This window comes from Bacillus cereus group sp. RP29 (assembly GCF_040459765.1).
Classification (GTDB): domain Bacteria; phylum Bacillota; class Bacilli; order Bacillales; family Bacillaceae_G; genus Bacillus_A; species Bacillus_A paranthracis.
Genome location: NZ_JARVHN010000001.1, coordinates 4,200,992 through 4,225,914, shown reverse-complemented (window position 1 = coordinate 4,225,914; position 24,923 = coordinate 4,200,992). Strand labels below are relative to the sequence as shown.

The following is a 24,923-nucleotide window of genomic DNA, read 5'->3' as shown; positions in this document are numbered from 1 at the left end:
GGTACGTTATGTTATCTAAGAAGCAAATAGGATATGTACTAGTTTTAATTGGATTTTTTACGCTTATTGTAACGACGTTATTTTTTCAGGACTATGAATATATACGTTATATAAAAGGCGCTGGTTTAATATGCTGGGTTGTAAGTACGTTTCTTATCCCAGAGTATGAACCGAAGAAAGCGTCTAAAGGTAGGTAAAACTCTTCTATTTGTAGAAGAGTTTTTTTATATAAATAAAAGGATCTCGAGCAATTCGCGTAATAAGCTTGTTCTAATTTAGCATGTACGAACTTACAATAATAATAGACAGGCAGCATAGAGGAGGGAATAGCGTGAGGAAGGTTATCGGGTGGTCGCTTTTTTTGTACGTTGGGTTTGCGTTATTTATATATTGGTATTTATTTGGATGGAATCATGAACTAATTCCTGACATGTACAAAGGAACGAGTGCAGATCCAGAAACGTTTATGAATGCAAGAGAGCTTACGCTAAGCCAAGATTATTCGCGCGTGAAAAATTTACTGTATTTTTTAGCGGCGCCTCTTGAATGGATTATATTATTATTTGTACTTGTGCTCGGTATTTCAAAAAAGTTTGAGAAATGGTCGAAGGAAACGACGAAAATAAGTGTCCTGCAAGTTGCGATTTATTTCTTTTATTTATCACTACTTACAACAGTTCTTGCCCTGCCGATGCAATGGATTAGCCGAAAAGTGTCCGTTGATTACGGCATTTCAACGCAAAGTACACAAAGCTGGATAAAAGATCACGTTATCGGTTTTTGGGAAAGTTATGCAACTATGTTAATTGTAGTTACGGTTCTTCTTTGGCTTATTCGCAAATTCCCGAAGAGATGGTGGTTAGCAGGATGGGCACTCTCTGTTCCGTTTACAATCTTTTTAACATTCATACAGCCTGTCGTGATTGATCCACTGTATGACGACTTTTCGACGCTAAAAAATAAAGAGTTAGAAACGAAAATTTTAGCGATGGCAGACAAAGCCGATATTCCAGCAAAACATGTATATGAAGTCAATATGTCGGAAAAAACGAATGCGTTAAATGCATATGTAACAGGAATAGGACCTAATTCACGTATTGTAATGTGGGATACGACGCTTAAGCAATTAAAAGATAAAGAAATTTTATTTATAATGGCTCATGAAATGGGGCATTATGTTATGAAACATATATATTGGGGCGTTGCGAGTTATGTGTTGCTATCGTTTATAGGGATGTACCTCATTAGTCGTATTATCAATATGTGTATTCGAAAATGGGGGGATACGCTGCAAATGTCAAAAGCAGCATGTTTCTCAATTTTACCTTTATTTTTCTTAATTTCTTCTGTCCTCTCTTTTGCATCACAGCCAGCAACAAACTATGTTTCTCGTATAGAAGAACGAGCGGCAGATCAATACGCTCTAGATATGACGAAGGACGGGAAATCTGGTGTAAAAACGTTTCAATATTTATCAAAAACGAGCTTAAGCCAAGTAAATCCGCCTGCGTTAGTAAAGTTTTTCTTATATACACACCCACCAATTTTTGAAAGAATTCATACGTTTGAACAATATGAAAAGGAAAAGAAGCGGTAGTGTACTGCTTCTTTTTTTATGCGTTATTCGAGTTTTGGAAAATTATAGTGTATAATATATGGAATATTCAGTGAAATGTTTAGGAGGTTAATATTTTGTTTCATTCAAAATCAATGCCGGCTATAAAAATGATCCTTTCGATGTCTATTTTCGGATCAATTGGATTTTTCTCTGTTCAAACAGGTTTACCGTCTTTTGAATTAGTATTCGTTCGTTGTATTTGTGCGACTATATTTTTAGCATTATGTTGGCTCGTAACAGGACAATATAAAAGTGAGCAATGGAATAAAAAAGAAGTCATGCAAATATTAGCATGCGGTGTATTTCTCGTTTTTAACTGGGTATTTCTATTTAAAGCATTTGAAGTTATGTCGATTACAATTGCGATTTCAGTTTATCATCTAGCACCCATTATCGTATTAATGATTGGTAGTATTGTATTTAAAGAGAGACTTACAATGTTTGCTGTTTTGTCCATTGTTATTTGTTTTATCGGTACAGTGTTAGTGGCTGGAGTAGATGGAAGTCTATCACTTGAAAAACTGATGTCATCTGGCATGGTATGGGCACTACTTGCGGCACTATTTTATGCTTTTACCACTTTATTAGGAAAAGGAATTCAGCATACGAGCGCCTATGCGATGACATTTTTACAAACATTTTTAGGTATATTTTTATTGCTACCATTCGTAGACTTTGGCAAGTTTCAAGGGTTAACAGAGATGAATTGGATGATGATTACAGCGACAGGTCTTATACATACGGGATTTGTATATTACTTATTTTTTGACAGTTTAAGAGATTTATCGACGAGATTAATTTCTGTATTAGTGTTCTTAGATCCTGCGGTTGCAATACTATTAGATACAGTCTTTACCGGGTTTAGACCGACTAGTATGCAAATAGTAGGAATTGTTCTTATATTTGTAGGAATGGCATTTACTTTTCGCAAGGGAACAGAGAAGGAATTATCGATGAAGGAAAGTGCTACTTTATAATTTTGAAAAGACGCAACTATATACGATTTGCGTCTTTTTGTGTCAATAAAGTGAAATTTAAAAATGTAAAGGAGTTCACAAAGAGATTGTAGAATTTTTAATATATAACACCTTAGATGTGACAGCTTCCTTTTTGAAATAAGAAAGAAGGAGGTATAAAGCAGAAAGGTAATCGAAATGTTCCTTCTAGAAGATGTGCATTTTATCCGACTTTAATGGGCAGTAAGACCCCCACTGATTAAAGTTTCATTTTATCTTACATTCACCAGCAAATTAATACTCCTGAAATAATGAAGTTCATTTTATTTGAAAATACTACATATGTAGTATGGATAACTTCGTATTATCTATTATTTTTCTATTTAACATAAAATAGAAATAGGGAGAGAGGACAATGAAGAAAAAAATATTGGGTGTAATGATGATTGCGACAATGGCAGGTGGTATATTTGCAGGGACGAATGTGGCCCCTGTAAAAGCGGAAGAATATCCGGAAATGATTGTATTTGATGATGTTCCATACGGATTTTGGGCATATGATGCTATTTTAGATTTAGCTTATAATAAAATTATAGTTGGATACGGAAATGGAAAGTATGGTGTTGGAGACCTTACAACACGTGAACAAGTAGCTGGGGTTATTTACAAAACACTTGAAATGAAAGGCGAAGGGGCAACAACGAATCCATACAAAGATATTTCTGGCAGTTCAACTGATTTTCAAAAGGAAATTTTAGCGTTAACAAAACGTGGTGTTTTTAAAGGTGATACAAATGGAAACTTTAGACCGAAAGCGCCAATTACTCGAGCTGAAATGGCAGTAGTACTTCAAAAGGCATATACTTTCAAAGCAAAACAAAAGCATACATTTAAAGATGTACCAAAAGGACATTGGGCAGAAGAAGCAATTAGTGCACTGCAATCCAATCGAGTTGTGACAGGAACTGGAAAAGATATGTATGACTTAAATCGCCCTGTACCGAGAGAACAATATGCTCAGTTTATAAACAATGCGATTATTAATTATCATTTGAAAGAGGATTGGAAATAGAGTGAAATAGGAAAGCACAAATAGAACTATTTGTGCTTTTTTGTTTGTTCGTATCAGAATTATTATTCGTTTTTATGTATTTTTATTTTTGTGCATAAGCTTTATAATCAACTTCGTAAAAAAGACATGATGTGTAATATGATTCACAGAAATGTCACGAAATTTGTCGAAAGATCTATTGTCACTATATCATTTGTTATGTATATTTTAAAAAAACATATACATATTGGGGAGATAATTTGATGAGTAAAAAATTATTAAAAACAGCTACGGCATTAACAATTATGGGTGGAGTGTTATTCTCAGCAGAGAGTAATTATGTAAAAGCGGAAAGTGCACCGCTACAAAATACAAATCCAATTGTATTTAAAGATGTACCAAAAGGACATTGGTCAGAAGAAGCAATTCATAATTTAGCGGCAAACGAAATTATATTTGGATATGGGGATGGAATTTTCGGTTTTGGAGATGACGTAACACGTGAACAAGTTGCAGCTCTAATTTATCGTGTGTTTGATATAGAAGAACAAGATGAATATGAAAACCCATATGGAGATATTGATGAAAATTCAACAAACTTTATTGAAGAGATATTAGCTTTAACGGAACTAGAAATTTTCATGGGAGACGAGCATGGAAACTTTAGACCGAAAGCAACGTTAACTCGTGCAGAAATGGCGCAAGTTCTTACGAATGCTTTTGATTTACAGGCGAAGGGATCGCATACGTTTAATGATGTTCCAGCAAATTCATGGGCAAAGAATGCAATTAGTGCAATACAAACAAATGGTATTACAGCGGGAATTGGCGATAATAAATTTGGCCCATCTATGAAAGTAACAAGAGAACAATACGCACAGTTTTTATACAAAGCAATGTTGCATGGTGCTAAAGAAGAACAGCAATAATTAAATAAGTAAAATAGAATGTATAAAAAGGTCATTGTTGTATAACAGTGGCCTTTTTTGTATGGAATAAAGCGCGAAAGAAAGGCATTTTGAAAAAAAACGAAATGAATTTTCAAAAAAAACTTCCTTTTCTGAAGATTTGTTATATAATATAAAACATAAAATCAAATCTGTTATAAAACAGTTTAAAAAGGGGATGCTAATATGTCGACGCAAACTTCACGGGTTACATTGCCCGGAGAAATGTTGCCAGCGTACAACGAAATATTGACACCTGAGGCGCTTAGTTTTTTGAAGGAACTACATGGAAATTTCAATGAGCGCCGCATAGAACTTTTACAAAAGCGTGCGGAGAAACAAAAGAGAATTGATGCAGGGGAGTTTCCGAAGTTTTTAGAAGAAACGAAGCACATACGTGAAGCTGATTGGACAATTGCTAAATTGCCAAAAGATTTAGAGGATCGCCGCGTAGAGATTACTGGCCCAGTAGATAGAAAGATGGTTATTAACGCTTTAAATTCAGGAGCACATCTTTTTATGGCGGATTTTGAAGATTCGAATTCACCAACTTGGGAAAATGCGATTGAAGGTCAAATAAACTTACGAGATGCAGTAAAGGGAACGATTTCACATAAAAATGAAAACGGAAAAGAATATCGTTTAAATAGTAAAACAGCAGTATTAATTGTGCGTCCAAGAGGATGGCATTTAGAAGAAAAACATATGCAAGTTGACGGAAAGAATATGTCTGGTAGCTTAGTAGATTTTGGACTTTATTTTTTCCATAATGCGAAAGCTCTTTTAGCAAAAGGAAGCGGTCCATACTTTTACTTACCGAAAATGGAAAGCCATTTAGAAGCAAGGTTATGGAATGATGTTTTCGTATTTGCTCAAAAATATATCGGTATTCCAAACGGAACGATTAAAGCCACGGTGTTACTGGAAACGATTCACGCTTCGTTTGAAATGGATGAAATTTTGTATGAGCTTAAAGATCATTCTGCTGGATTAAATTGCGGAAGATGGGATTATATTTTTAGTTTTCTAAAGGGTTTCCGTAATCATAATGAATTTTTACTTCCAGATAGAGCGCAAGTCACGATGACGGCGCCGTTTATGCGCGCGTATTCTTTGAAAGTCATTCAAACGTGTCACCGTCGTAATGCACCAGCTATTGGAGGAATGGCAGCACAAATTCCGATTAAAAACAATCCAAAAGCAAATGAAGCTGCTTTTGAAAAAGTGCGTGCTGATAAGGAGCGCGAAGCTTTAGACGGTCATGACGGGACTTGGGTTGCCCACCCGGGACTTGTGCCAGTCGCGATGGAAGTATTTAATCACATTATGAAAACGCCGAATCAAATTTTTAGAAAACGTGAAGAAATACATGTTACAGAAAAGGATTTATTAGAAGTACCAGTGGGAACGATTACAGAAGAGGGTCTTCGTATGAATATTAGCGTAGGCATTCAATATATCGCATCTTGGTTAAGCGGACGGGGAGCAGCACCAATTTATAACTTAATGGAAGATGCGGCAACAGCGGAAATTTCTAGGGCACAAGTATGGCAATGGATTCGCCATGAAGGTGGAAAATTAAATGATGGCCGTAATATTACATTTGAATTAATGGAAGAGCTAAAAGAAGAAGAGTTAGCAAAAATAGAAAGAGAGATTGGTAAAGAAGCCTTTAAGAAAGGGAGATTCCAAGAGGCGACAACGTTATTTACAAATCTTGTTCGGAGTGATGAATTCGTACCATTTTTAACATTACCGGGTTATGAAATTTTATAAAAAGTGAAAAGGGGATGGAACAAATGAAAAATGAAAGAATCGAGAAATTACAAGAAAACTGGGAACTAGATACGCGCTGGAAAGGGATCACACGTCCATATTCGGCAGAAGATGTAATTCGCCTGCGCGGGTCAATTGATATCGAGCATACATTAGCGCGCCGCGGTGCTGAAAAGCTTTGGGCGTCGCTTCATACAGAAGATTACATTAACGCACTTGGCGCATTAACAGGAAACCAAGCGATGCAACAAGTAAAAGCTGGGTTAAAAGCAATTTATTTAAGTGGATGGCAAGTAGCAGCAGATGCAAACCTGTCTGGACATATGTATCCAGACCAAAGTTTATATCCAGCAAACAGCGTACCTGCTGTCGTAAAACGAATTAATCAAACGCTTCAACGTGCGGATCAAATTCAGCATATGGAAGGAAGCGGTGATACAGATTATTTCGTACCAATTGTAGCAGATGCAGAAGCTGGATTTGGCGGACAATTAAACGTATTTGAACTGATGAAAGGTATGATTGAAGCGGGTGCATCAGGTGTGCACTTTGAAGATCAATTATCTTCAGAGAAAAAATGCGGTCATTTAGGGGGAAAAGTATTACTACCAACGCAAACAGCGGTACGTAATTTAATTTCGGCACGCCTTGCTGCAGATGTAATGGGAGTACCGACAATTATCGTTGCAAGAACTGATGCGGATGCAGCTGATTTAATTACGAGCGATATTGATCCGGTTGATAAGGCGTTTATTACAGGAGAAAGAACACCAGAAGGATTTTACCGTACGAAAGCAGGTCTTGACCAAGCGATTGCACGTGGTTTAGCATACGCTCCTTATGCAGACCTCGTTTGGTGTGAAACATCTGAACCAAATTTAGAAGATGCAAAACGATTTGCGGACGCAATTCATAAAGAGCATCCAGGGAAATTGCTTGCATACAATTGTTCACCTTCATTTAACTGGAAACAAAAACTAGATGAGAAAACAATTGCGAGCTTCCAAAAAGAAATCGCATCTTACGGTTATAAGTTCCAGTTCGTAACACTTGCTGGATTCCACTCATTAAACTACGGCATGTTCGAATTAGCACGCGGCTATAAAGAGCGCGGCATGGCAGCGTACTCTGAACTACAACAAGCAGAATTCGCAGCAGAAAAACATGGCTACTCTGCAACTCGTCACCAACGAGAAGTAGGAACAGGTTACTTTGATGAAGTAGCACAAGTGATTACAGGTGGTACTTCATCAACGACAGCATTAAAAGGATCTACGGAAGAGGCGCAGTTTACGAAATAAAAGGAAGGGGCCCCTTTTTGAAGGGTGCCCCTTATTATTTTTCGCACGATTCGAGAGTAAATAAAAATATATCGACGATTTTCTCGATATATCTATCATAACTTAAAATATATCAACGATTTTTCCAATATATCGACGATTCGACAAAGGATATCGACTTACCGACAAAAAAAGACAATATGATCAAATCCACTCAGCTCCATGATCACGAATAAACTTCATATCTTTTTCATAATGTTCTAAATGTCCTTCGTCAATCATTCTTTGGAAATTTACGTCGCCTTCGTTTGCTTTTCTTTTCATATATGTACATAATGCTTCTAGACGTAGTAGTACCATACCTAAGTAATCTTCATCCATACTTTTACCGTAGGACTGGACGAATAATTTTATTCTTTCTTTCATACGGCCAGCATGTTGTGCCGATTCATAATGAATTGTCTCGTCTGATTCCGTATAATACACTCTACTTAAAGGCACGCAAGTATACAGTGTATAAGCGATATCCCAACTTCTTGGTCCAGGGGCAGCAACATCGAAATCAATAATTCCTACTGGCTTCTCGTTATTAAATATAATGTTATATATAGCAAAATCATTGTGGCATAAAACCTCAATATTATTTGGGGTATGGTCCATAGGTTTCCAATCATCTAATAACGGAAAGTCACTTACAGCATCATGATAAAGGCGAAGCATCTTTGCTATTTCTTTTAACACATCATTAGATCGCATATATTCTTTTAAAGGATAATTCCCAGCCTCTCCTTCAATAAAAGATAAAATCTCTCTATTTTTCTCATCTATACCTAAAAATTTTGGTGCGTAATGAAAACCTTTGTTTTCTAAATGCTGTAATAACTTATGAATTTTTACACTGTCTGGCTTCAATTCTCGCCGAACAGTATTTTTAGAACGATATACGTTTGAGACGTTTCCCCCTGTAAGCTTTTCTTCGTTTGTGTAGTTTGACATTGCATCCCCTCCAGTAAGTACTGTCAGATTACATTTTAACACTTAGAAAAAGGAATAAAGTGGCATTCGAAAGATTTGTTTATTTTTATTCAAATAAGATATTGATAATTGCATACGTGATTTAATTTGTCAGTTATTTTCAAAAAAGATTGTACATTTTATTTTAATGTGCTATGATAATATCAGTTGAATAGTTAAATTAAGCAATCCATATATTATCAAGTGCTGAAAACGAACGAGAAAAAGTATGTGAGAACTAGTTTATGTTTCGTATTTGATAATGTGTGGATTCTTTTTTTAGATAGGAAAACTAAAAATTTAAAAAAATGTATTTTCTTAGGAGGAAATAATTATGGCAGTAACAGGACAAGTAAAATGGTTTAACAACGAAAAAGGCTTCGGTTTCATCGAAGTTCCAGGCGAAAACGACGTATTCGTACACTTCTCTGCAATCGAAACTGAAGGTTTCAAATCTCTAGAAGAAGGTCAAAAAGTTAGCTTCGAAATCGAAGAAGGTAACCGTGGACCTCAAGCTAAAAACGTAATCAAACTATAATTTTATAGTTGATGATGGAAAAAAGGATGGCTAATGCCATCCTTTTTTTTAGGTTGTGGAGAAAGTTTTCCCAGAGCCTGTTTTTATATCTAAATCTCTTTTTCTATGTTACAACGGGTGAAAAATTATCTGGAATGCGTATTAGTTTCTGTAGAAGAATTAGTTCAGCAAGAGCATTTGCTGCGTATGATAGTAAATAACTATAAATTTGTATTCTCTGTTGAAATAGGGAAATCTTTTCCAGATAGACCTTGAGTATCATCTTTTTTGTTAGCATTGTTGTTAGAATTTTGTTCGTCTTGAGATAATGTTTCTAACATTTGTTCTTGCTCCTTACTAGGGGTATTCAGAGCATCTGATGGGACGCTATTAATCTGTTGGCTTAATAGACTTTTTTTCTCCATATTATACAGCTCCTTTTTGGAATTAGATAAAAAAGGAATGTAATCATAAATAATCACTTACATATTTTGTGTTTTGAAGTGGAATTATATACAAAACTTATATTGCAGATTTAACGAGTTAAAAAGTTGCTAGTGATTTATAAAGGTGAAGTTCTTAATAAAAATGGGTAACATGTACAAGTACTTTTTAACGTAGTGGATAATTTTTTATATGTAATAATATTAGAAAATAAAGGGGATACAGGGACACTCGGAAGAAAATATGAATATGAAGAAGAGTAAAAGGCTTTCCCAAATAGAAAGCCTTTTACTCTTCTTTTTTAACTTTTTTCCTCGCGCTTTTCTTACATTCAGAGCATTTCGATTTACGAAAAGGCTTTGCAAAAAATAATAGAATGAAAAATAAAGCGAATATAATGCTAGCTGGGTTGTTCACGATCACAATGCTGCTATTTTTCATGTGAATCGTTGGTTGCATTTCTTTTTCTTTCATAGTGGACCTCCATATATTGGATTTTTATTTTAATTATAGCAAAGTTAATTGTCTTAATGATGCGAAATGAGGAAGTAGTTGTAAATATTTATAGGTAGTATAAATAGATTTTGTATAGGTTTATTATTATAAAAATAATATATTTTTATTTTATAATTTAAAAGGTATTTGACAAATAATAAAGTATTGTAAAAAAGCGGAATCTGTAAGCCATTTCCTTTTCATAGATGCTAAAATTATACATGCAGCTGCTAATATAAATAGAAAAAAGGAGATAGTGGAATATGGAAAGTAAAGTAGAACGCTACGTCGAAAACTATGTTGTAAATAAAAATACAATGGCCTTACTTCCTGTAATTCTCAGTGAAAAGAAAATTGTTACGCGAGTTGTTGAAGTGCAAGACTCTTTTTTCGTATTTCAAAAACCTCTAGATATTATAGAAAGAAGTTGTCGCAAGCATGGTTCTAGTTTCTTAGGCAGAAAAGAAGGAACGAAAGAGTTAACTCACATTACACATAAAGCACCAATTGCAATTAGTCCGACCGATCAACTTTATTTTTTCCCTACCTATTCGTATTCTAGAAAAGAGTGCGCGTGGTTATCTCATTTTTATATTGAAAGCAATAAAGAATTAAAAGATGGAAACCTTATTATCCGATTTATAAATGGTTTTGCTGTGAAGTTAGAGATATCGAAAACTAGTTTTGAAAATCAACAAAATCGTACTGCGAAATTGCGAACGGAGTATGAAGATCGTAGGAAAAAACAAGGGAATCCTTGCTTTAAAGAGGTTGATCAAAGGGATGAATCAACATTAAGACCAGCTTATGAGAGAGTGTATGTTGTTAGAGAAGAGGATGTATGAGAGGAAAAGGATGAGGTGACTCATCCTTTTTGATTTCATTATATATACAGTTTACGCTGTAAGATTTATAAACAAAATGAGAGAGTGTACAAACTTTTGTTCTCGAAGGGTTCAAGATAATATATAATTACAATATAATGGGAAAATTATACATATTCACTATAGTGTGAACATACAGTATGTTTTTTTCATCCTGTATAAAAAGACCAACTATGAGAAGTCAAGAGGAATTTTATAAATAGGAAACTTAAAAAAGGGTGCACCAAATAACCCTAAGAGATGTTAAAAAAAATAAAAGTATCAAACTTCTTTTGAATATTGAGGGATTTCATACGGTTTATTGTTTTTTAGGATGGCATAGATAATGTAGCACAACTTTCTAGCTACAGCTCCTATACAAACATAGTAGTGCTTTCCTTGTTTTCGTTTCTTCTCATAAAAAGCTTTCAAGACAGGGTCATGTTTATGGGCTGTAATAGCGGCTTGGAATAAGGCTCTACGTAAATGAGAAGAGCCACGCTTAGATATAGACATACCTGATGATTCAAATTGTCCAGATTGGGACACAGAGGCATCAATGCCTGCGTAAGCGACAAGTTTAGATGGTTTATCAAAGCGGTGTATATCCCCAATTTCACTTAGTATAGTGGCACCTAAAATTGGTCCAACGCCAGGTACTGTCATGATAGGAGTATCTAAATCAATTAAAAGTTGTGACATTTCGTCTTCACATTCTTTGATTTGATCTTCGATAAAACGAATTTGCTCCATCAACATTTTTAGTTGGAAGGAAAAAGCGTTTTTACAGAAGGTAACACCAAACGAATTAGAGGCTAATTCCATTAGCTTGTTAGCTGTTTTCTTTCCTAGTCGGTTACGACTGGTTTGCTCAATTATTTGTGTTAAATCATCAATAGATATCTGTTCATAGTCACTAGGAGAGGCATATTCAAGTAAGATTTGCGAAGAAGTTTTACCAAAAACATCCGAAAAGATGCTTTGGTACTCTGGGAAAGTCTGATCTAATACGACAAGAGCTTTTCGTTTTAAATCACTCATATTACTTACAAGCGCATTACGAAAGCGGCTCATTTGTTTTAGAGCGAACATTTTTTCGTCCACAAGTGGGGTTTCAACAAAACGGCCGAATCGAATGATATCGGCAATCATAGTGGCATCAATGGCGTCTGTTTTTCGCTTTCTAATTTCTGTTCCTTTTCGCCAGGCATTGGTTTGAATGGGGTTTAATACAATGACTGAAAATCCATGATCCAGTAGAAAAGAATAAACAGCTAACCAATAATGTCCGGTGGCTTCCATTCCAATCAGTATTTCTGTAGGAGACTCAATGTATTGGTAGATCTGATTTAAAAGGGTTTGTCCACCTTCTTTGTGATTCTGAAAAGGAAATGGCTTAGTAATAGGTTTTCCCGCTTGATCGATAATGGACGCATAATGTTTATGTTTAGCGATATCAATACCTAAATAGAACATAGCTTACACCCCTATATTAATTAGTGTTAGATAGTGCTTTCCTCCCCTGAACTAATAAGCGCTACTACCTCGTAAGAGATACGAAGAATGACCAATGGTCATCAACATCCAACTCATTCGTAAACTACTTATTAGACAGAGGTACCGCTCTTTTTTACGAATACAAAGATTCAGGGAGATGGTCGGCAACACTCTATCTACAAATATTAGTATCTCATAAAAATAGATACCCTTGGGTTTATAGGTACATCCCGTCCCTAAAAACCTAACTTAATCATACGAGGAGATGGTATGTTGAAAAGGAACCTGTTATTTTGGGCGCAATATATTCTTGCTTTGCCTATATTTTTTCTTACATTTGTGTTTACTAGTTTCACTGGTAGTCAGTTGATGATAGGCGCTGATAAACAATATTTTGTTTTCACACCTCAAAATACGACAGATTATAGTCAAATTAGTGAAATTGATAAATTGCTATTTGCTTTTTCAATTCAACCGTTTGTCACTATAGTATGTTTTCTGTCAATCGTGTATGTACTGACACTTATTGTCTTTCAAATTATTGAATGTAAGAAGAAAAGAAAGATATTACATAGCCTGCAATATATGATTCTTATACCAATTTTTCTTTATTTGTGGTTAGGAACGATGGAATTTTCCGCAGTTAATTTAACGTGGATAGATAACTGGAAAGATTATCTTATCTTCACTCCTGCAACTATAACGAATGAAGAAGATATATATATGATTGATAAATTTTTATACAAATTTCGAATGGTACCTATTCGGAGTACATTATTAATACTATCTTTCTTACATATGTTAATACTTATCGTGATTGACAGTGTACGCTTGCTAAAAAAATTGCTTGTAAGAACTAGCCATTAGAGGATTGTTTGAGGGTAAAATAATCATCCGTCGCTACCTATATGAAAAAGACTAATTATTACTTTTTGCATTTTCTTCTTTCTCATAAAATGTAACCATTAAGCTATAATCGGCGCGTGTTATTTAAAATAACTTCACGTCCTGTCGAATATTGATAGATTATCATAGCATAATAATGAAGGAATTCTCATGAAAGGTATGGAAAATTAATAATTACATCTCCATATGTCGTATCTACCATTTCCTCTTCATATAGGCAATGATACAGTAGAGGTAGTACTTAGAGTAAAGGGGTAAAGTGTAGAATGGATTTTCAGACAATCAAAGAGTATTTTTCACCAGAAAATATGGATCATATTGTTGAAAGCTATAAAGCGTTCGGACCACTTCTTGGTATTGGGCTACCGATGATAGAAGCGCTAATTCCAGCATTGCCACTTATCGTATTTGTACTGGCGAATGCTGTTGCATTTGGATTTTGGCTCGGTTTTCTTTATTCTTGGCTTGGATCAGTAATGGGTGCCTTACTTGTCTTTTTCATAATCCGCCATTTTGGCCGAAGTCGTTTCTTTTCTTTTGTAAATAAGCATGAGAAAGTACGAAAGGCAATGGGGTGGATTGAAAGGAAAGGGTTCGCACCGATTTTCGTCATATTTTGTTTTCCGTTTACACCATCTGCGCTTATAAATGTTGTTGCTGGTCTATCTCGCATTAGTGTAAAACAGTTTGGCCTTGCGCTCGCGTTCGGAAAGCTTGTGATGATTTTTATTTTAACGTATATCGGTCATGATTTAATGTCATTTATTCATAATCCGGTGAAATCAGTCATTGTAGCAATTGGTATTTTTATTTTATGGTATGTCGGTAAGAAAATCGAAGTAAAGTTAGAACTACATTAAGAATAGTCTTCTTTGTAAAGGAAAGCTTCATTATTAAAGGATAAGGGGAGAAGCGGATGAAGAAAACTTTGAAAAAAGAAGGCATAGAGTGGATACGAACAATTTTAATTGGTGTATTATTAGCTGTATTTTTTCGAACGTTTTTCTTTTCAACGTACGTTGTAGAGGGGAAATCAATGATGCCGACATTGCAAGATGGCAATATGCTCGTTGTAAATAAGGTGAGTTATCAAGTGGGGGACTTGAATAGGTTTGATGTTGTTGTATTTCATGCGAACAAAAAAGAGGACTACGTAAAACGAATTATCGGTTTACCTGGGGATCATATTGAATATAAGCATGATAAACTATATATAAACGGACAATTCGTGGATGAACCTTATCTAGAGAAATATAAGAAAGAGATAAATGGACGACAACTAACAGGTGACTTTACGCTAGAAGAGTTAACGAAGGAAAAAACGGTGCCACCTGGATATATTTTTGTAGTAGGTGATAACCGCCTCGGGAGCTGGGATAGTAGACATTTTGGTTTTGTAAAAGCTGATACAGTTGTCGGTAAAGTTGATTTACGATATTGGCCAATTCAAGAGGTGCAAACGAATTTTTCAAAAGGTTGATATAATAGGTAGAAGTATAGAAAAAGACAAACTACTCCGTTTGTCTTTTTTCGTGTCCTATAATACAATTATAGTAGCAAACTAACGTTCGTTATGTAAGTGAAAGGTGGGGTTACATGTCACTTCGATTTGTGATTGGTAGAGCGGGAAGTGGAAAAAGTACACTTTGTTTACACGAAGTGCAAGAAGAGTTAAAGCAGCGTCCAAGAGGGGAAACAATATTATATCTTGTGCCAGAACAGATGACATTCCAAACGCAGCAGGCGTTAATTGGTAGTGAGGATGTTAGAGGTTCTATTCGGGCACAAGTTTTTAGTTTTTCACGATTAGCGTGGAAAGTATTGCAAGAAGTTGGCGGAGCGAGTCGTCTTCACATTGATGAAGCGGGCGTACATATGTTACTTCGTAAAATTGTAGAGTCTCGTAAAGATGGATTATCGGTATTCCAAAAAGCAGCGGAGCAAAATGGTTTCTTTGAACATCTTGGCAGTATGATTGCGGAGTTTAAACGATATAACGTGACGCCATCAAACGTATATGAAATGTGGCAACAATTAGATGCACATAGTAGCAGTGCTGAACAAAAGCTATTAGCGAATAAAGTGTATGACTTACAGTTATTATATGATGATTTTGAACGTGCTTTAATCGGAAAGTACTTAGATTCAGAAGACTATCTGCAATTGCTAGTGGAAAAGCTTCCGCAGTCTGAATATGTAAAGGGAGCTGAAATTTATATAGATGGCTTCCATTCGTTTTCACCGCAAGAACTAGAAATTGTAAGACAGCTTATGATTTGCGGTGCGAGAGTGACAATTACATTAACGATAGATGAAAAAACGTTAGCGCAGCCAGTAAATGAACTAGATTTATTTTATGAAACGACGTTAACGTATGAAAAAATAAAACAAGTAGCGCGTGAAGAGAAAATAGAAATTGAAAAAACGATTCCGCTTATGGAACAACCGCGTTTTCATTCTCCAGCATTAGCGCATTTAGAAGCTCATTATGAAGCGCGTCCGAATGAGAAATTTAACGGGGAAGCAAGTGTAACGATTCATACAGCCGCGAATTTACGAGCTGAAGTAGAAGGCGTTGCTCGTGAAATTCGTAGACTTGTGGCGGATGAAGACTATCGTTACCGAGATATTGCAGTTCTTCTTCGTAACGGAGAAAGTTATTACGATGTAATGCGGACTCTATTTACAGATTATAATATCCCGCACTTTATCGATGAAAAACGCCCGATGTCACATCATCCGTTAGTAGAATGCATTCGTTCTGCACTCGAGATTATTAGCGGGAATTGGCGTTATGATGCAGTATTTCGCTGCGTGAAAACAGAGCTTTTATATCCATTAGACGTAAGAAAAGAAACGATGCGCGAAGAGATGGATGAGTTTGAAAACTATTGTTTAGCGTACGGTGTACAAGGGAAAAGATGGACTTCTGAAGATCCGTGGATGTATCGCCGCTATCGTTCTCTTGACGATACGGACGGGATGATTACAGACAGTGAACGTGAAATGGAAGAGAAAATAAATCGATTGCGTGACGTTGTAAGAACGCCTGTTATTCGTATGCAAAAAAGACTGAAGCGTGCGGGAACGGTTATGCAAATGTGCGAAGCTGTTTACTTATTTTTAGAAGAGCTTGACGTTCCGAAAAAATTAGAAGCATTACGTATTCGTGCAGAAGAGAGTGGAGATTTCTTATTTGCGACAGATCATGAACAAGTATGGGAAGAAGTAATGAGTCTTCTTGATACGTTCGTTGAGATGCTTGGAGAAGAAAAAATGTCACTTTCTATGTTCACAGACGTTATGTCGACAGGTCTTGAGGCGCTTCAATTCGCAAACATTCCGCCGTCATTAGACCAAGTGTTAATTGCGAATATTGATCGTTCTAGATTATCAAATGTGAAAGCAACATTCGTCATTGGAGTGAATGAAGGTGTGATTCCAGCAGCACCGATGGATGAAGGTATGCTTTCTGATGAAGAAAGAGATGTTCTTAGCGCTGCAGGTATTGAACTCGCACCAACGACGAGACAAACTTTATTAGAAGAACAGTTTGTTATGTACCAAATGGTAACGAGAGCAACTGAGAAATTATACATTTCATGCCCGCTTGCAGATGAGGAAGGAAAGACGTTACTTGCTTCTAGCTTTATTAAGAAAATAAAAAGAATGTTCCCTGATGTGAAAGATACATTTATTACGAACGACGTAAATGATTTATCACGTTCGGAACAAATTTCATATGTAGCAACACCAGAAGTAACGTTGTCATATGTTATGCAGCAACTTCAAACGTGGAAGCGATATGGATTTGAAGGCAACTTAGACTTTTGGTGGGATGTATATAATTTCTACGTTACTTCAGATGAATGGAAGCAAAAAAGTAGCCGCGTATTATCAAGCTTATTCTACCGAAATCGTGCGCAAAAGCTAAGTACAGCTGTAAATAGAGATTTATACGGAGATAAAATAAAAGGAAGCGTTTCTCGTATGGAATTATTTAACCGTTGTGCGTACGCTCATTTTGCGCAGCACGGTTTATCGTTAAGAGAGCGTGATATTTTCAAACTGGATGCGCCAGATATCGGAGAGCTCTTCCATGCAGCGCTGAAGAGAATTGCAGATAGGCTATTACGTGAAAATCGTACTTGGGCGGATTTATCAATAAAAGAGTGTGAGCATCTTTCTACTGTAGTAATAGAAGAAATCGCACCGTTATTACAAAGACAAATTTTATTAAGTTCAAACCGTCATTTCTATTTAAAACAAAAACTACAACAAATCATTTTCCGTACGTCAATCATTCTTCGTGAACATGCGAAGTCTAGCGGTTTCGTACCAGTTGATCTAGAAGTGCCATTTGGTATGGGCGGTACAGGATCACTTCCGCCAATGGAATTCTCGTTACCTAATGGTGTAAAGATGGAAGTAGTTGGCCGTATTGACCGTGTTGATAAGGCAGAAGATGAAAATGGAACATTCCTACGTATTATTGACTATAAATCAAGCTCAAAAGCGTTAGACTTAACGGAAGTGTATTACGGATTAGCACTTCAAATGTTAACGTATTTAGATGTTGTTACTTCAAATGCGCATACGTGGATGAAAAAAGGCGGCACGGCATCACCAGCTGGTGTATTGTATTTCCACATTCATAACCCAATTGTGGAGGTAAAAGGTGACGCATCTGAAGCAGAAATTGAAAAGGAAATTTTAAAGAAATTCAAAATGAAAGGTCTCGTACTAGGAGATGCTGACGTTGTTCGTTTAATGGATAACAAACTTTCAACAGGAAGCTCTGATATTATTTCTGCTGGTCTGAAAAAAGACGGTAGTTTTAGTGCGCGTTCAAGTATTGCTAGTGAACAAGAGTTTAACGTCCTGCAAAAATACGTACACCATACGTTTGAAAATATCGGGAAAGACATTACAGAAGGCGTTATTGATATTGCTCCTTACAAAAAGGGGAATAAAGCGGCATGTACGTTCTGTAACTTCAAATCTGTTTGTCAGTTTGATGAATCACTTGAAGATAACCAATTCCGTACGCTAAAAGATATGAAAGATAGCGAAGCGATGGAGAGAATTAGAGAGGAGGTTGGCGGAGAATGATAGAAAATTGGCCTAAAAAACCAGAAGGTAGTCAGTGGACAGATGACCAGTGGAAAGCGGTTGTAGCGAACGGACGTGATATTTTAGTCGCGGCAGCAGCAGGATCAGGGAAAACAGCAGTATTAGTTGAACGTATTATTAAAAAGATTATTAATGAAGAGAATCCAGTCGATGTCGACCGCCTGCTCGTTGTAACATTTACGAATGCAGCGGCGCAAGAGATGAAAAACAGAATTGGGGAAGCATTAGAAAAAGTATTAATTGATGAGCCTGGCTCTCAGCACATCCGAAAGCAGCTGAGCTTATTAAATAAAGCTTCCATTTCAACGATCCATTCATTTTGTTTACAAGTTATTAGAGGATACTATTACATGCTTGATGTTGATCCTCGTTTCCGCATTGCGAATCAAACAGAAAATGAATTGTTAAAAGAAGAAGTGTTAGATGACATATTAGAAGAAGAGTATGGGATAGAAGATAATACGATATTCTTTGAACTCGTTGATCGTTATACGAGTGACCGCAGTGACGATGATTTACAACGTATGATTTTAGCGCTTCATACAGAATCAAGAGCGCATCCAAATCCGGAAAAATGGCTCGATAAATTAGTAGAAGCATATGACGTCGAAGGAAAGACAATTGAAGATTTAGTGTACGCCTCTTACTTATTAGAAGATGTGAAATTCCAGCTTGAAACAGCGGAACAGCATATTCGTAAAGCAACGGAACTCGCAATGCTTCCTGACGGTCCAGCGCCCCGTGTTGAAACCCTGCAAGCAGATTTAGTTTTACTTGGAACGTTATCATCAGCTGCTCGTGAGTCATGGACAAGCGTATATGAAGCGATGCAAAACGTATCGTGGCAAACGTTAAAGCGTATTAAGAAAAGTGATTACAACGAGGATGTTGTAAAACAAGTAGACTCCCTTCGTAATAAAGCGAAAGATGAAGTGAAAAAATTACAAGAAGAGCTATTTAGCCGTAAGCCTGAAAGTTTCTTACGAGATTTTCAAGATATGCATCCTGTATTAGAAAAGCTTGTTCAGCTCGTAAAAGTATTTACAGAACGTTTCCAAACGATGAAGCGAGATAAAGGAATGGTCGATTTCACAGATTTAGAGCATTTCTGTTTACAAATTTTAAGTGAACAAAGTGAAAATGGTGAAATGAAGCCATCAGCAGTAGCGCTTCAATATCGTAATAAATTTGCTGAAGTATTAGTCGATGAATATCAAGATACGAACTTCGTACAAGAATCAATTATTAAATTCGTAACGAAAGATTCTGAGAGTGAAGGAAACTTATTCATGGTTGGTGACGTGAAACAGTCGATTTATCGTTTCCGACTAGCAGAACCAGGATTATTCTTAGGAAAGTATAAACGCTTCACGCAAGAAGGATTAGGCGGCGGAATGAAAATTGACTTAGCGAAAAACTTCCGTAGTCGTCATGAAGTGTTAGCGGGTACCAACTTTATTTTCAAACAAATTATGGGCGAAGAAGTTGGGGAAATCGATTACGATGCTGACGCTGAATTAAAGCTAGGTGCTAGCTATCCAGAAGGTGAAGATGTAGCAGCTGAACTATTGTGCATTCAGCAAACAGAAGAAGAAGTAATAGACGGTGAAGAAGGTGCGGAAGTAGAAAAAGCACAGCTTGAAGCACGTCTTATGGCGCAGCGCATTAAAGCGATGGTTGATTCAGGTTATGAAGTGTATGATCGTAAAACGGATAGTATGCGCCCTGTACAATACCGCGACTTCGTTATTTTACTTCGCTCCATGCCGTGGGCACCGCAAATTATGGAAGAGTTAAAATTGCAAGGAATTCCAGTATACGCTGATCTTGCGACTGGTTACTTTGAAGCGACAGAAGTAAATATTATGATGAACGTATTCCGCGTTATTGATAATCCGATGCAAGATATTCCGCTTGCAGCAGTACTTCGTTCCCCAATCGTTGGATTAAATGATGAAGAACTTGCAACGCTTCGTGCTCATGGGAAGAAAGGATCGTTTTATGAAGTAATGAGCTCATTCTTAAAAGGGGCACCGCTTGAAGAAGAAAAAGAACTACATGATAAATTAGAGTGGTTCTATAACTTATTACAAGGATGGCGTGAATTTGCGCGCCAACAGTCTCTTTCTGATTTAATTTGGAAAGTGTACGGTGAGACAGGTTATTATGACTTTGTCGGTGGTTTACCAGCTGGAAAGCAAAGGCAAGCAAACTTGCGTGTACTATATGACCGTGCAAGACAATATGAAGCAACATCGTTTAGAGGACTATTCCGCTTCTTACGCTTTATTGAGCGTATTTTAGAACGCGGTGATGATATGGGTACGGCGAGAGCTTTAGGTGAACAAGAAGATGTCGTTCGCATTATGACAATTCATAAAAGTAAAGGACTTGAGTTTCCAGTCGTATTTGTCGCTGGACTTGGTCGTCGCTTTAATACACAAGACTTAATGAAGCGTTTCTTACTGCATAAAGACTTCGGTTTTGGTTCGCAATTTATCGATCCTCGTAAACGAATTAAATATACGACATTATCACAACTTGCAATTAAGCGTAAAATGAAAATGGAATTAATCGCGGAAGAAATGCGCGTCTTATACGTAGCGTTAACACGTGCAAAAGAGAAGTTAATTTTAATTGGAACGGTTAAGGATGCAACTAAGGAAATGGAAAAATGGCTGGATGCGAGAGAGCATAGTGAATGGTTATTACCAGATCATATACGTGCCGGAGCGTCTTGCTACTTAGACTGGATTGCACCTTCATTATATAGGCACCGTGATAGTGAAATACTTCTTGAATTAGGACAAGGAAGTGTTCCAGATGAAATTTATGGGTATGACACTAGCTGGAAAGTAGAAGTTGTTGACGGTAACACGTTACTCGCGCCAGAACCGGTTCAAGAAGAGAAACAAGAATTGTTAGAAGCACTTCGTGAGAAAAAGGCCGTTCCCCTGCAAAGTGAACGGAAAGAAGAGGTGTACGATAGATTAATGTGGAAGTACGGATATGAGGAAGCGACATCTCATCGTGCGAAGCAATCTGTTACAGAAATAAAGAGAAATTATCAATCTGAAGAAGGTAGCGATAATGCCTTTATTAAAAAAATACGTGCACCAATTAGGACACGTCCTCGTTTTATGGAGAAAAAGGGATTAACATATGCAGAGCGCGGAACAGCAGTACATGCCGTTATGCAGCATGTTGATTTGAAGAAGCCGATTACAGAAGAAGTGATTCGGGAGCAAATTGCTGGAATGGTAAATAAAGAATTATTAACATTCGAGCAGGCGGAAGAAATTGCGATTGAAAAAGTAATTTCATTCTTTGATAGTGACCTAGGTAAAAGGGTATTAGCGGCGAAAAGTGTTGAGCGTGAAGTACCATTTACGATGATGCTTGCAGCAGAAGAAGCGTATCAAGATTGGCAAGGGCAGAGCGGGGAATCCATTCTTGTCCAAGGGGTTATTGACTGCATGATTGAAGAGGAAGATGGTATTACTTTAATCGACTTTAAAACGGATACGATTGAAGGGAAGTTCCCAGGTGGATTTGATCAAGCGAAACCAATTTTAGAAGAGCGATATAAAGTCCAGCTTTCGTTATATGCAAAGGCACTTGAGAAAAGCTTACAACATCCTGTGAAAGAGAAATATTTATACTTCTTTGATGGTAATCATGTTATAAAAGTTGAGGAATAGAGGGGCTTGCAAATGGTAACGGAAAAAACGTTAAGAACGTGTGAAAAAGGACATGAGTACTATAAAAGTAGCGATTGTCCAACTTGCCCAACCTGTGAGAAAGAGAGAACGCCAAAAGAAGGGTTTCTTTCCCTTCTTTCAGCGCCAGCAAGAAGGGCGCTAGAGCATCATGGAATTCATACTGTAGAAGAACTCTCAAAGTATAGCGAGAAAGAAATTTTAAAACTACATGGTATGGGACCTGCGTCGATGCCGAAGCTTAGAAAGGCTTTGGAGGAACAAGGATTATCATTTAAATAAAAAGAGTGCTATGCTCTTCTAGAAGAAATAGAAAAGAGTCCATCACGTTAGATGGACTCTTTTACTATCTACCTATAAAGAGTAATTACAGGGTAACTGTTTGATTAAGCTGTTCCAATCTGGTCTTGATCCGCCACATCAGAATCAAACGTATTTGTTGCACTAACACCGTTAAAAGTATTCACGACAAATCCAACATTGGAAGCTCCAGATCCATTATAAGCTTTCGTATTTTCTTTCGGAGAAACGTTATAAAAATCCCCTAAATTGAAAGAACCATTACTGTTTTGCACGACGAGATTTCCAACAACAGAAGGCATACCATCCACCTACTTTACTAAACTTTGTAATTACTATATGAATTATTGTGCGGAAGGTTCATCTGTAATATATTGGCGAATTTGCATAATACGAGAGTTATTAAAAACATAATCAACATTTCCAATTTGAAATCCACCAGAGTTTAAAAGTGTGCGCAATTCAACATTATTTACTTCAATAAAAGGACATTCATTTACAATGTTTAAATTTACATCTGTCGTTCGTTTTGGGATTGTGATGTGTTCATCTGTAAAGATTTCAAATGCATCTAAGCGACCTTCGTCTTTTATATAACAAGGGAATTCCCGGTGAACGGCAAGAGCTCTACTTTTTAATTCCATTTGATTGGCATCTCCAACTTGAAATACGGCAGCAATCCCTAACGAAACAATAGAAACATTTTGGACAATAGACACGTGATGTAACATAATTTCTCAGTCTCCTTAACCTGGAGTAGGAGGGACATCTGTTACTAATGGCACAAATGGACCCTCTGTAACAGTTTCAAACGGCGTATCAAGAATAGAAGATAGAATGAGGAAATTTGCATCCCCAATTAAAAAGAGTGCGGACGACGATACACCGTTTATTTTAATCTGTCCGACTTTGAACTCGCGGTTTACAACGTTAAGGTTCATACATACTTACTCCTTTCGGAAATTGCCCGGTATGTGTTGAATAAAAGAGAGGAAGGCTTTGTCGATATCATGTTTCATAGCTTGGATAATGATATCTCGTAAATAATCTGGATCTGTTGAAATCCCTTCATGTGATTGTGCTTGTGATAAATAATAAGGAAGTCTATGCTCCATCTGTTTCTTTATGTCGTCAACCATCATTTGTCGATACATTTCATCGAGCGGCGTTCTCTCTTCTTGTTCAAAATGGAGAATTCGATTATATGCTTCTTCATCTAAGTAACGATGCATTTCCTGAAGGATACCTTGGTAAAAGTCTGGGTTTGTATCTGTTTCAGGATTGACCTTCAAAGTTTCCGTGTCAACTTGAAAATCCTCAATTTGTTGTCCTTTTGTTGAAAATGGATTTAATCCAATATTTAAAGTGCCATTTAAATTTTCTACTTTTAATTGATCGAATTTATATTCCACTTTTCCTATAGAAGAGGAGGGGCGACTTTTTAATTCATTAAGCTCTTCTTGTAATTGACGAACTTGATCTTCTAAGTTAAGAATGGTCGCTTGTTGTGCTTGAAGAGCTTGTTGAAGTTGGTGTAAGTAAGTATATATATCTTGATTCATTTGTGAAACCTCCTTTTCAATAGGGAGGGTAAATATATTCCTACTATATATTTATGACAAGGATGTCTTAAGAAGAACTAGTTGATGGTTTGATAGAAATAATTTGTCCTTTTGCCTGTAATGGGCGAAGGGGTTCTGTAAATCCGCCAGTATTTGAGAATTTAGATAGGGCTTTAATACTTCCGGCAGTACCAATTTGGAATACAGAAGAGGTTGTAATGCTATCAATTTTAATACTGTTAATGATGATGCTTTGGTTTACATAAAAATTCAATACAATCGCCCCCTTTAAGTTGAACCAATTATCGCTTGATCAACGACATCTGAATCATTAACAGTCGTTGCGCTTTGATAATTGTAGACAGAAACGTTATCTCCAACGTTAAAAGAGCCGGCCCCAGCGAAAGCGCGTGAATAACTAATAGGCCTAATCGCAAATACATCTCCAATATGAAAAATACCACTTGATCCAATATTGACGATACGAATATGTCCGACCATAGCTGGCATACAAAACACCTTTCGTTTTTAAAATTTTCTTTTCTATTATTGTATGGGCGTTTTCAATAAAATGTGTGTTTTTTTGAAATAAAAGAAACACACACGTTATTGTGTGTGCGTGTCGAGTGTTTGGTTAGGGTGAACATCCGTATGTACATGCCAAATTACATTTAAGAGTTTGTCCAGTTCTTGGCTGCAGTCCACTGTTTTTTGAGAAGTCATTCCATAGCGTTCAGCAAAATAAATCATTTTTTCACGTTTTTTTTCAATCGCTTGCTCAAACATTGAAATCGGCTCCATCTCTAAATGAAATTTTTAGTATATATGTAGTACATATTATACGA

The 24,923-nt window shown here is 36.5% G+C and carries 25 protein-coding genes and 1 pseudogene; 15 read left to right on the top strand and 11 right to left on the bottom strand.

What is annotated here, in order from left to right:
- The first annotated feature begins 8 nt into the window (after positions 1 to 8).
- The 7 genes and pseudogenes from QCI47_RS22375 (at position 9) to aceA (ending at position 7,649) form a co-directional block, all read left to right on the top strand.
- Positions 9 to 197: a hypothetical protein gene (locus tag QCI47_RS22375; RefSeq protein ID WP_000949420.1), complete on the top strand. Its 189-nt coding sequence runs from the start codon at positions 9 to 11 to the stop codon at positions 195 to 197.
- A gap of 134 nt (positions 198 to 331) precedes the next feature.
- Complete coding sequence (locus QCI47_RS22370) at positions 332 to 1,597, top strand: M48 family metallopeptidase (RefSeq protein ID WP_193635095.1); 1,266 nt, start codon at positions 332 to 334, stop codon at positions 1,595 to 1,597.
- Positions 1,598 to 1,692: 95 nt separating this feature from the next.
- Positions 1,693 to 2,595 (top strand): DMT family transporter, encoded by a 903-nt coding sequence (locus tag QCI47_RS22365; RefSeq protein WP_074543161.1) that lies wholly within the window; start codon positions 1,693 to 1,695, stop codon positions 2,593 to 2,595.
- 394 nt (positions 2,596 to 2,989) lie between these two features.
- Complete coding sequence (locus QCI47_RS22360) at positions 2,990 to 3,646, top strand: S-layer homology domain-containing protein (RefSeq protein WP_061131522.1); 657 nt, start codon at positions 2,990 to 2,992, stop codon at positions 3,644 to 3,646.
- Between the two features lie 129 nt (positions 3,647 to 3,775).
- Positions 3,776 to 4,554, top strand: a pseudogene (locus QCI47_RS22355) (S-layer homology domain-containing protein).
- A 204-nt stretch (positions 4,555 to 4,758) separates the two neighbouring features.
- On the top strand, positions 4,759 to 6,348 hold the full coding sequence (gene aceB, locus QCI47_RS22350; protein ID WP_048557247.1) for a malate synthase A: 1,590 nt from the start codon (positions 4,759 to 4,761) through the stop codon (positions 6,346 to 6,348).
- 23 nt (positions 6,349 to 6,371) lie between these two features.
- Positions 6,372 to 7,649 (top strand): isocitrate lyase, encoded by a 1,278-nt coding sequence (aceA, locus tag QCI47_RS22345; RefSeq protein WP_309422083.1) that lies wholly within the window; start codon positions 6,372 to 6,374, stop codon positions 7,647 to 7,649.
- Positions 7,650 to 7,832: 183 nt separating this feature from the next.
- Here aceA and QCI47_RS22340 read toward each other — a convergent pair whose 3' ends face one another.
- A complete protein-coding gene (locus tag QCI47_RS22340) occupies positions 7,833 to 8,624 on the bottom strand; it encodes a phosphotransferase (RefSeq protein ID WP_061131524.1) in 792 nt (263 codons plus the stop codon).
- Positions 8,625 to 8,976: 352 nt separating this feature from the next.
- Here QCI47_RS22340 and cspA point away from each other — a divergent pair, with 352 nt between their 5' ends.
- Entirely contained in the window at positions 8,977 to 9,180 is a 204-nt protein-coding gene (gene cspA / locus QCI47_RS22335; RefSeq protein WP_000301522.1) for an RNA chaperone/antiterminator CspA, read from the top strand.
- Positions 9,181 to 9,380: 200 nt separating this feature from the next.
- On the opposite strand, the gene QCI47_RS22330 is transcribed toward cspA, so the two are convergent.
- Together QCI47_RS22330 and QCI47_RS22325 are read right to left on the bottom strand one after the other, a co-directional pair.
- Positions 9,381 to 9,584 (bottom strand): hypothetical protein, encoded by a 204-nt coding sequence (locus QCI47_RS22330; protein ID WP_000412673.1) that lies wholly within the window; start codon positions 9,582 to 9,584, stop codon positions 9,381 to 9,383.
- Positions 9,585 to 9,891: 307 nt separating this feature from the next.
- Positions 9,892 to 10,077: a hypothetical protein gene (locus tag QCI47_RS22325; RefSeq protein WP_309422085.1), complete on the bottom strand. Its 186-nt coding sequence runs from the start codon at positions 10,075 to 10,077 to the stop codon at positions 9,892 to 9,894.
- A gap of 284 nt (positions 10,078 to 10,361) precedes the next feature.
- On the opposite strand from QCI47_RS22325, the gene QCI47_RS22320 reads away from it, so the two are divergent.
- On the top strand, positions 10,362 to 10,943 hold the full coding sequence (locus tag QCI47_RS22320; RefSeq protein WP_000444431.1) for a competence protein ComK: 582 nt from the start codon (positions 10,362 to 10,364) through the stop codon (positions 10,941 to 10,943).
- A 300-nt stretch (positions 10,944 to 11,243) separates the two neighbouring features.
- Here the strand turns inward: QCI47_RS22320 and QCI47_RS22315 are convergent, their stop codons facing one another.
- A complete protein-coding gene (locus QCI47_RS22315; RefSeq protein ID WP_049106919.1) occupies positions 11,244 to 12,437 on the bottom strand; it encodes an IS110 family RNA-guided transposase in 1,194 nt (397 codons plus the stop codon).
- A 291-nt stretch (positions 12,438 to 12,728) separates the two neighbouring features.
- Between QCI47_RS22315 and QCI47_RS22310 the strand changes: the two genes are divergently transcribed.
- From QCI47_RS22310 to QCI47_RS22285, 6 genes are all read left to right on the top strand, one after another.
- Positions 12,729 to 13,325, top strand: a complete 597-nt coding sequence (locus tag QCI47_RS22310) for a DUF4306 domain-containing protein (protein WP_071741562.1) — start codon at positions 12,729 to 12,731, stop codon at positions 13,323 to 13,325.
- A gap of 305 nt (positions 13,326 to 13,630) precedes the next feature.
- Positions 13,631 to 14,224 (top strand): TVP38/TMEM64 family protein, encoded by a 594-nt coding sequence (locus tag QCI47_RS22305; protein WP_000347516.1) that lies wholly within the window; start codon positions 13,631 to 13,633, stop codon positions 14,222 to 14,224.
- Between the two features lie 56 nt (positions 14,225 to 14,280).
- Positions 14,281 to 14,844 carry a signal peptidase I gene (lepB, locus tag QCI47_RS22300; RefSeq protein ID WP_000751900.1) on the top strand — a complete coding sequence of 188 codons (564 nt, stop codon included), beginning with the start codon at positions 14,281 to 14,283 and terminating at the stop codon, positions 14,842 to 14,844.
- A 116-nt stretch (positions 14,845 to 14,960) separates the two neighbouring features.
- Positions 14,961 to 18,476 (top strand): helicase-exonuclease AddAB subunit AddB, encoded by a 3,516-nt coding sequence (gene addB / locus QCI47_RS22295; RefSeq protein WP_309422086.1) that lies wholly within the window; start codon positions 14,961 to 14,963, stop codon positions 18,474 to 18,476.
- Entirely contained in the window at positions 18,473 to 22,198 is a 3,726-nt protein-coding gene (gene addA / locus QCI47_RS22290) for a helicase-exonuclease AddAB subunit AddA (RefSeq protein WP_309422087.1), read from the top strand. Before addB ends, addA begins: the two co-directional genes overlap by 4 nt.
- Before the next feature lie 12 nt (positions 22,199 to 22,210).
- The gene (locus tag QCI47_RS22285) at positions 22,211 to 22,498 is read left to right on the top strand and encodes an RNA polymerase alpha subunit C-terminal domain-containing protein (RefSeq protein ID WP_061131529.1); all 288 of its coding nucleotides are present in this window, start codon (positions 22,211 to 22,213) and stop codon (positions 22,496 to 22,498) included.
- A 104-nt stretch (positions 22,499 to 22,602) separates the two neighbouring features.
- Here QCI47_RS22285 and gerPF read toward each other — a convergent pair whose 3' ends face one another.
- From gerPF to QCI47_RS22250, 7 genes are all read right to left on the bottom strand, one after another.
- Complete coding sequence (gene gerPF, locus QCI47_RS22280; protein WP_001141566.1) at positions 22,603 to 22,818, bottom strand: spore germination protein GerPF; 216 nt, start codon at positions 22,816 to 22,818, stop codon at positions 22,603 to 22,605.
- 42 nt (positions 22,819 to 22,860) lie between these two features.
- The gene (locus QCI47_RS22275; RefSeq protein WP_061131530.1) at positions 22,861 to 23,247 is read right to left on the bottom strand and encodes a spore germination protein GerPE; all 387 of its coding nucleotides are present in this window, start codon (positions 23,245 to 23,247) and stop codon (positions 22,861 to 22,863) included.
- Positions 23,248 to 23,262: 15 nt separating this feature from the next.
- Positions 23,263 to 23,457, bottom strand: a complete 195-nt coding sequence (gene gerPD, locus QCI47_RS22270) for a spore germination protein GerPD (RefSeq protein WP_353811953.1) — start codon at positions 23,455 to 23,457, stop codon at positions 23,263 to 23,265.
- A 6-nt stretch (positions 23,458 to 23,463) separates the two neighbouring features.
- Entirely contained in the window at positions 23,464 to 24,078 is a 615-nt protein-coding gene (gerPC, locus tag QCI47_RS22265) for a spore germination protein GerPC (protein WP_001070747.1), read from the bottom strand.
- Between the two features lie 67 nt (positions 24,079 to 24,145).
- On the bottom strand, positions 24,146 to 24,352 hold the full coding sequence (gerPB, locus tag QCI47_RS22260; RefSeq protein WP_001012508.1) for a spore germination protein GerPB: 207 nt from the start codon (positions 24,350 to 24,352) through the stop codon (positions 24,146 to 24,148).
- A gap of 14 nt (positions 24,353 to 24,366) precedes the next feature.
- Positions 24,367 to 24,588, bottom strand: coding sequence for a spore germination protein GerPA (gene gerPA, locus QCI47_RS22255; protein ID WP_001111188.1), 222 nt, complete (start codon positions 24,586 to 24,588; stop codon positions 24,367 to 24,369).
- Between the two features lie 96 nt (positions 24,589 to 24,684).
- Positions 24,685 to 24,864, bottom strand: a complete 180-nt coding sequence (locus QCI47_RS22250) for an aspartyl-phosphate phosphatase Spo0E family protein (protein WP_071729538.1) — start codon at positions 24,862 to 24,864, stop codon at positions 24,685 to 24,687.
- Between the last annotated feature and the right edge of the window lie 59 nt (positions 24,865 to 24,923).

Bases quoted from the DNA above. Each gene is read 5' to 3' on its own strand.
- QCI47_RS22375 (WP_000949420.1), top strand. From the start codon at position 9: ATGTTATCTAAGAAGCAAATAGGATATGTACTAGTTTTAATTGGATTT.
- QCI47_RS22360 (WP_061131522.1), top strand. From the start codon at position 2,990: ATGAAGAAAAAAATATTGGGTGTAATGATGATTGCGACAATGGCAGGT.
- aceB (WP_048557247.1), top strand. From the start codon at position 4,759: ATGTCGACGCAAACTTCACGGGTTACATTGCCCGGAGAAATGTTGCCA.
- aceA (WP_309422083.1), top strand. From the start codon at position 6,372: ATGAAAAATGAAAGAATCGAGAAATTACAAGAAAACTGGGAACTAGAT.
- QCI47_RS22340 (WP_061131524.1), bottom strand. From the start codon at position 8,624: ATGTCAAACTACACAAACGAAGAAAAGCTTACAGGGGGAAACGTCTCA.
- cspA (WP_000301522.1), top strand. From the start codon at position 8,977: ATGGCAGTAACAGGACAAGTAAAATGGTTTAACAACGAAAAAGGCTTC.
- QCI47_RS22330 (WP_000412673.1), bottom strand. From the start codon at position 9,584: ATGGAGAAAAAAAGTCTATTAAGCCAACAGATTAATAGCGTCCCATCA.
- QCI47_RS22325 (WP_309422085.1), bottom strand. From the start codon at position 10,077: ATGAAAGAAAAAGAAATGCAACCAACGATTCACATGAAAAATAGCAGC.
- QCI47_RS22320 (WP_000444431.1), top strand. From the start codon at position 10,362: ATGGAAAGTAAAGTAGAACGCTACGTCGAAAACTATGTTGTAAATAAA.
- QCI47_RS22315 (WP_049106919.1), bottom strand. From the start codon at position 12,437: ATGTTCTATTTAGGTATTGATATCGCTAAACATAAACATTATGCGTCC.
- QCI47_RS22310 (WP_071741562.1), top strand. From the start codon at position 12,729: ATGTTGAAAAGGAACCTGTTATTTTGGGCGCAATATATTCTTGCTTTG.
- QCI47_RS22305 (WP_000347516.1), top strand. From the start codon at position 13,631: ATGGATTTTCAGACAATCAAAGAGTATTTTTCACCAGAAAATATGGAT.
- lepB (WP_000751900.1), top strand. From the start codon at position 14,281: ATGAAGAAAACTTTGAAAAAAGAAGGCATAGAGTGGATACGAACAATT.
- addB (WP_309422086.1), top strand. From the start codon at position 14,961: ATGTCACTTCGATTTGTGATTGGTAGAGCGGGAAGTGGAAAAAGTACA.
- addA (WP_309422087.1), top strand. From the start codon at position 18,473: ATGATAGAAAATTGGCCTAAAAAACCAGAAGGTAGTCAGTGGACAGAT.
- QCI47_RS22285 (WP_061131529.1), top strand. From the start codon at position 22,211: ATGGTAACGGAAAAAACGTTAAGAACGTGTGAAAAAGGACATGAGTAC.
- gerPF (WP_001141566.1), bottom strand. From the start codon at position 22,818: ATGCCTTCTGTTGTTGGAAATCTCGTCGTGCAAAACAGTAATGGTTCT.
- QCI47_RS22275 (WP_061131530.1), bottom strand. From the start codon at position 23,247: ATGTTACATCACGTGTCTATTGTCCAAAATGTTTCTATTGTTTCGTTA.
- gerPD (WP_353811953.1), bottom strand. From the start codon at position 23,457: ATGAACCTTAACGTTGTAAACCGCGAGTTCAAAGTCGGACAGATTAAA.
- gerPC (WP_001070747.1), bottom strand. From the start codon at position 24,078: ATGAATCAAGATATATATACTTACTTACACCAACTTCAACAAGCTCTT.
- gerPA (WP_001111188.1), bottom strand. From the start codon at position 24,588: ATGCCAGCTATGGTCGGACATATTCGTATCGTCAATATTGGATCAAGT.
- QCI47_RS22250 (WP_071729538.1), bottom strand. From the start codon at position 24,864: ATGTTTGAGCAAGCGATTGAAAAAAAACGTGAAAAAATGATTTATTTT.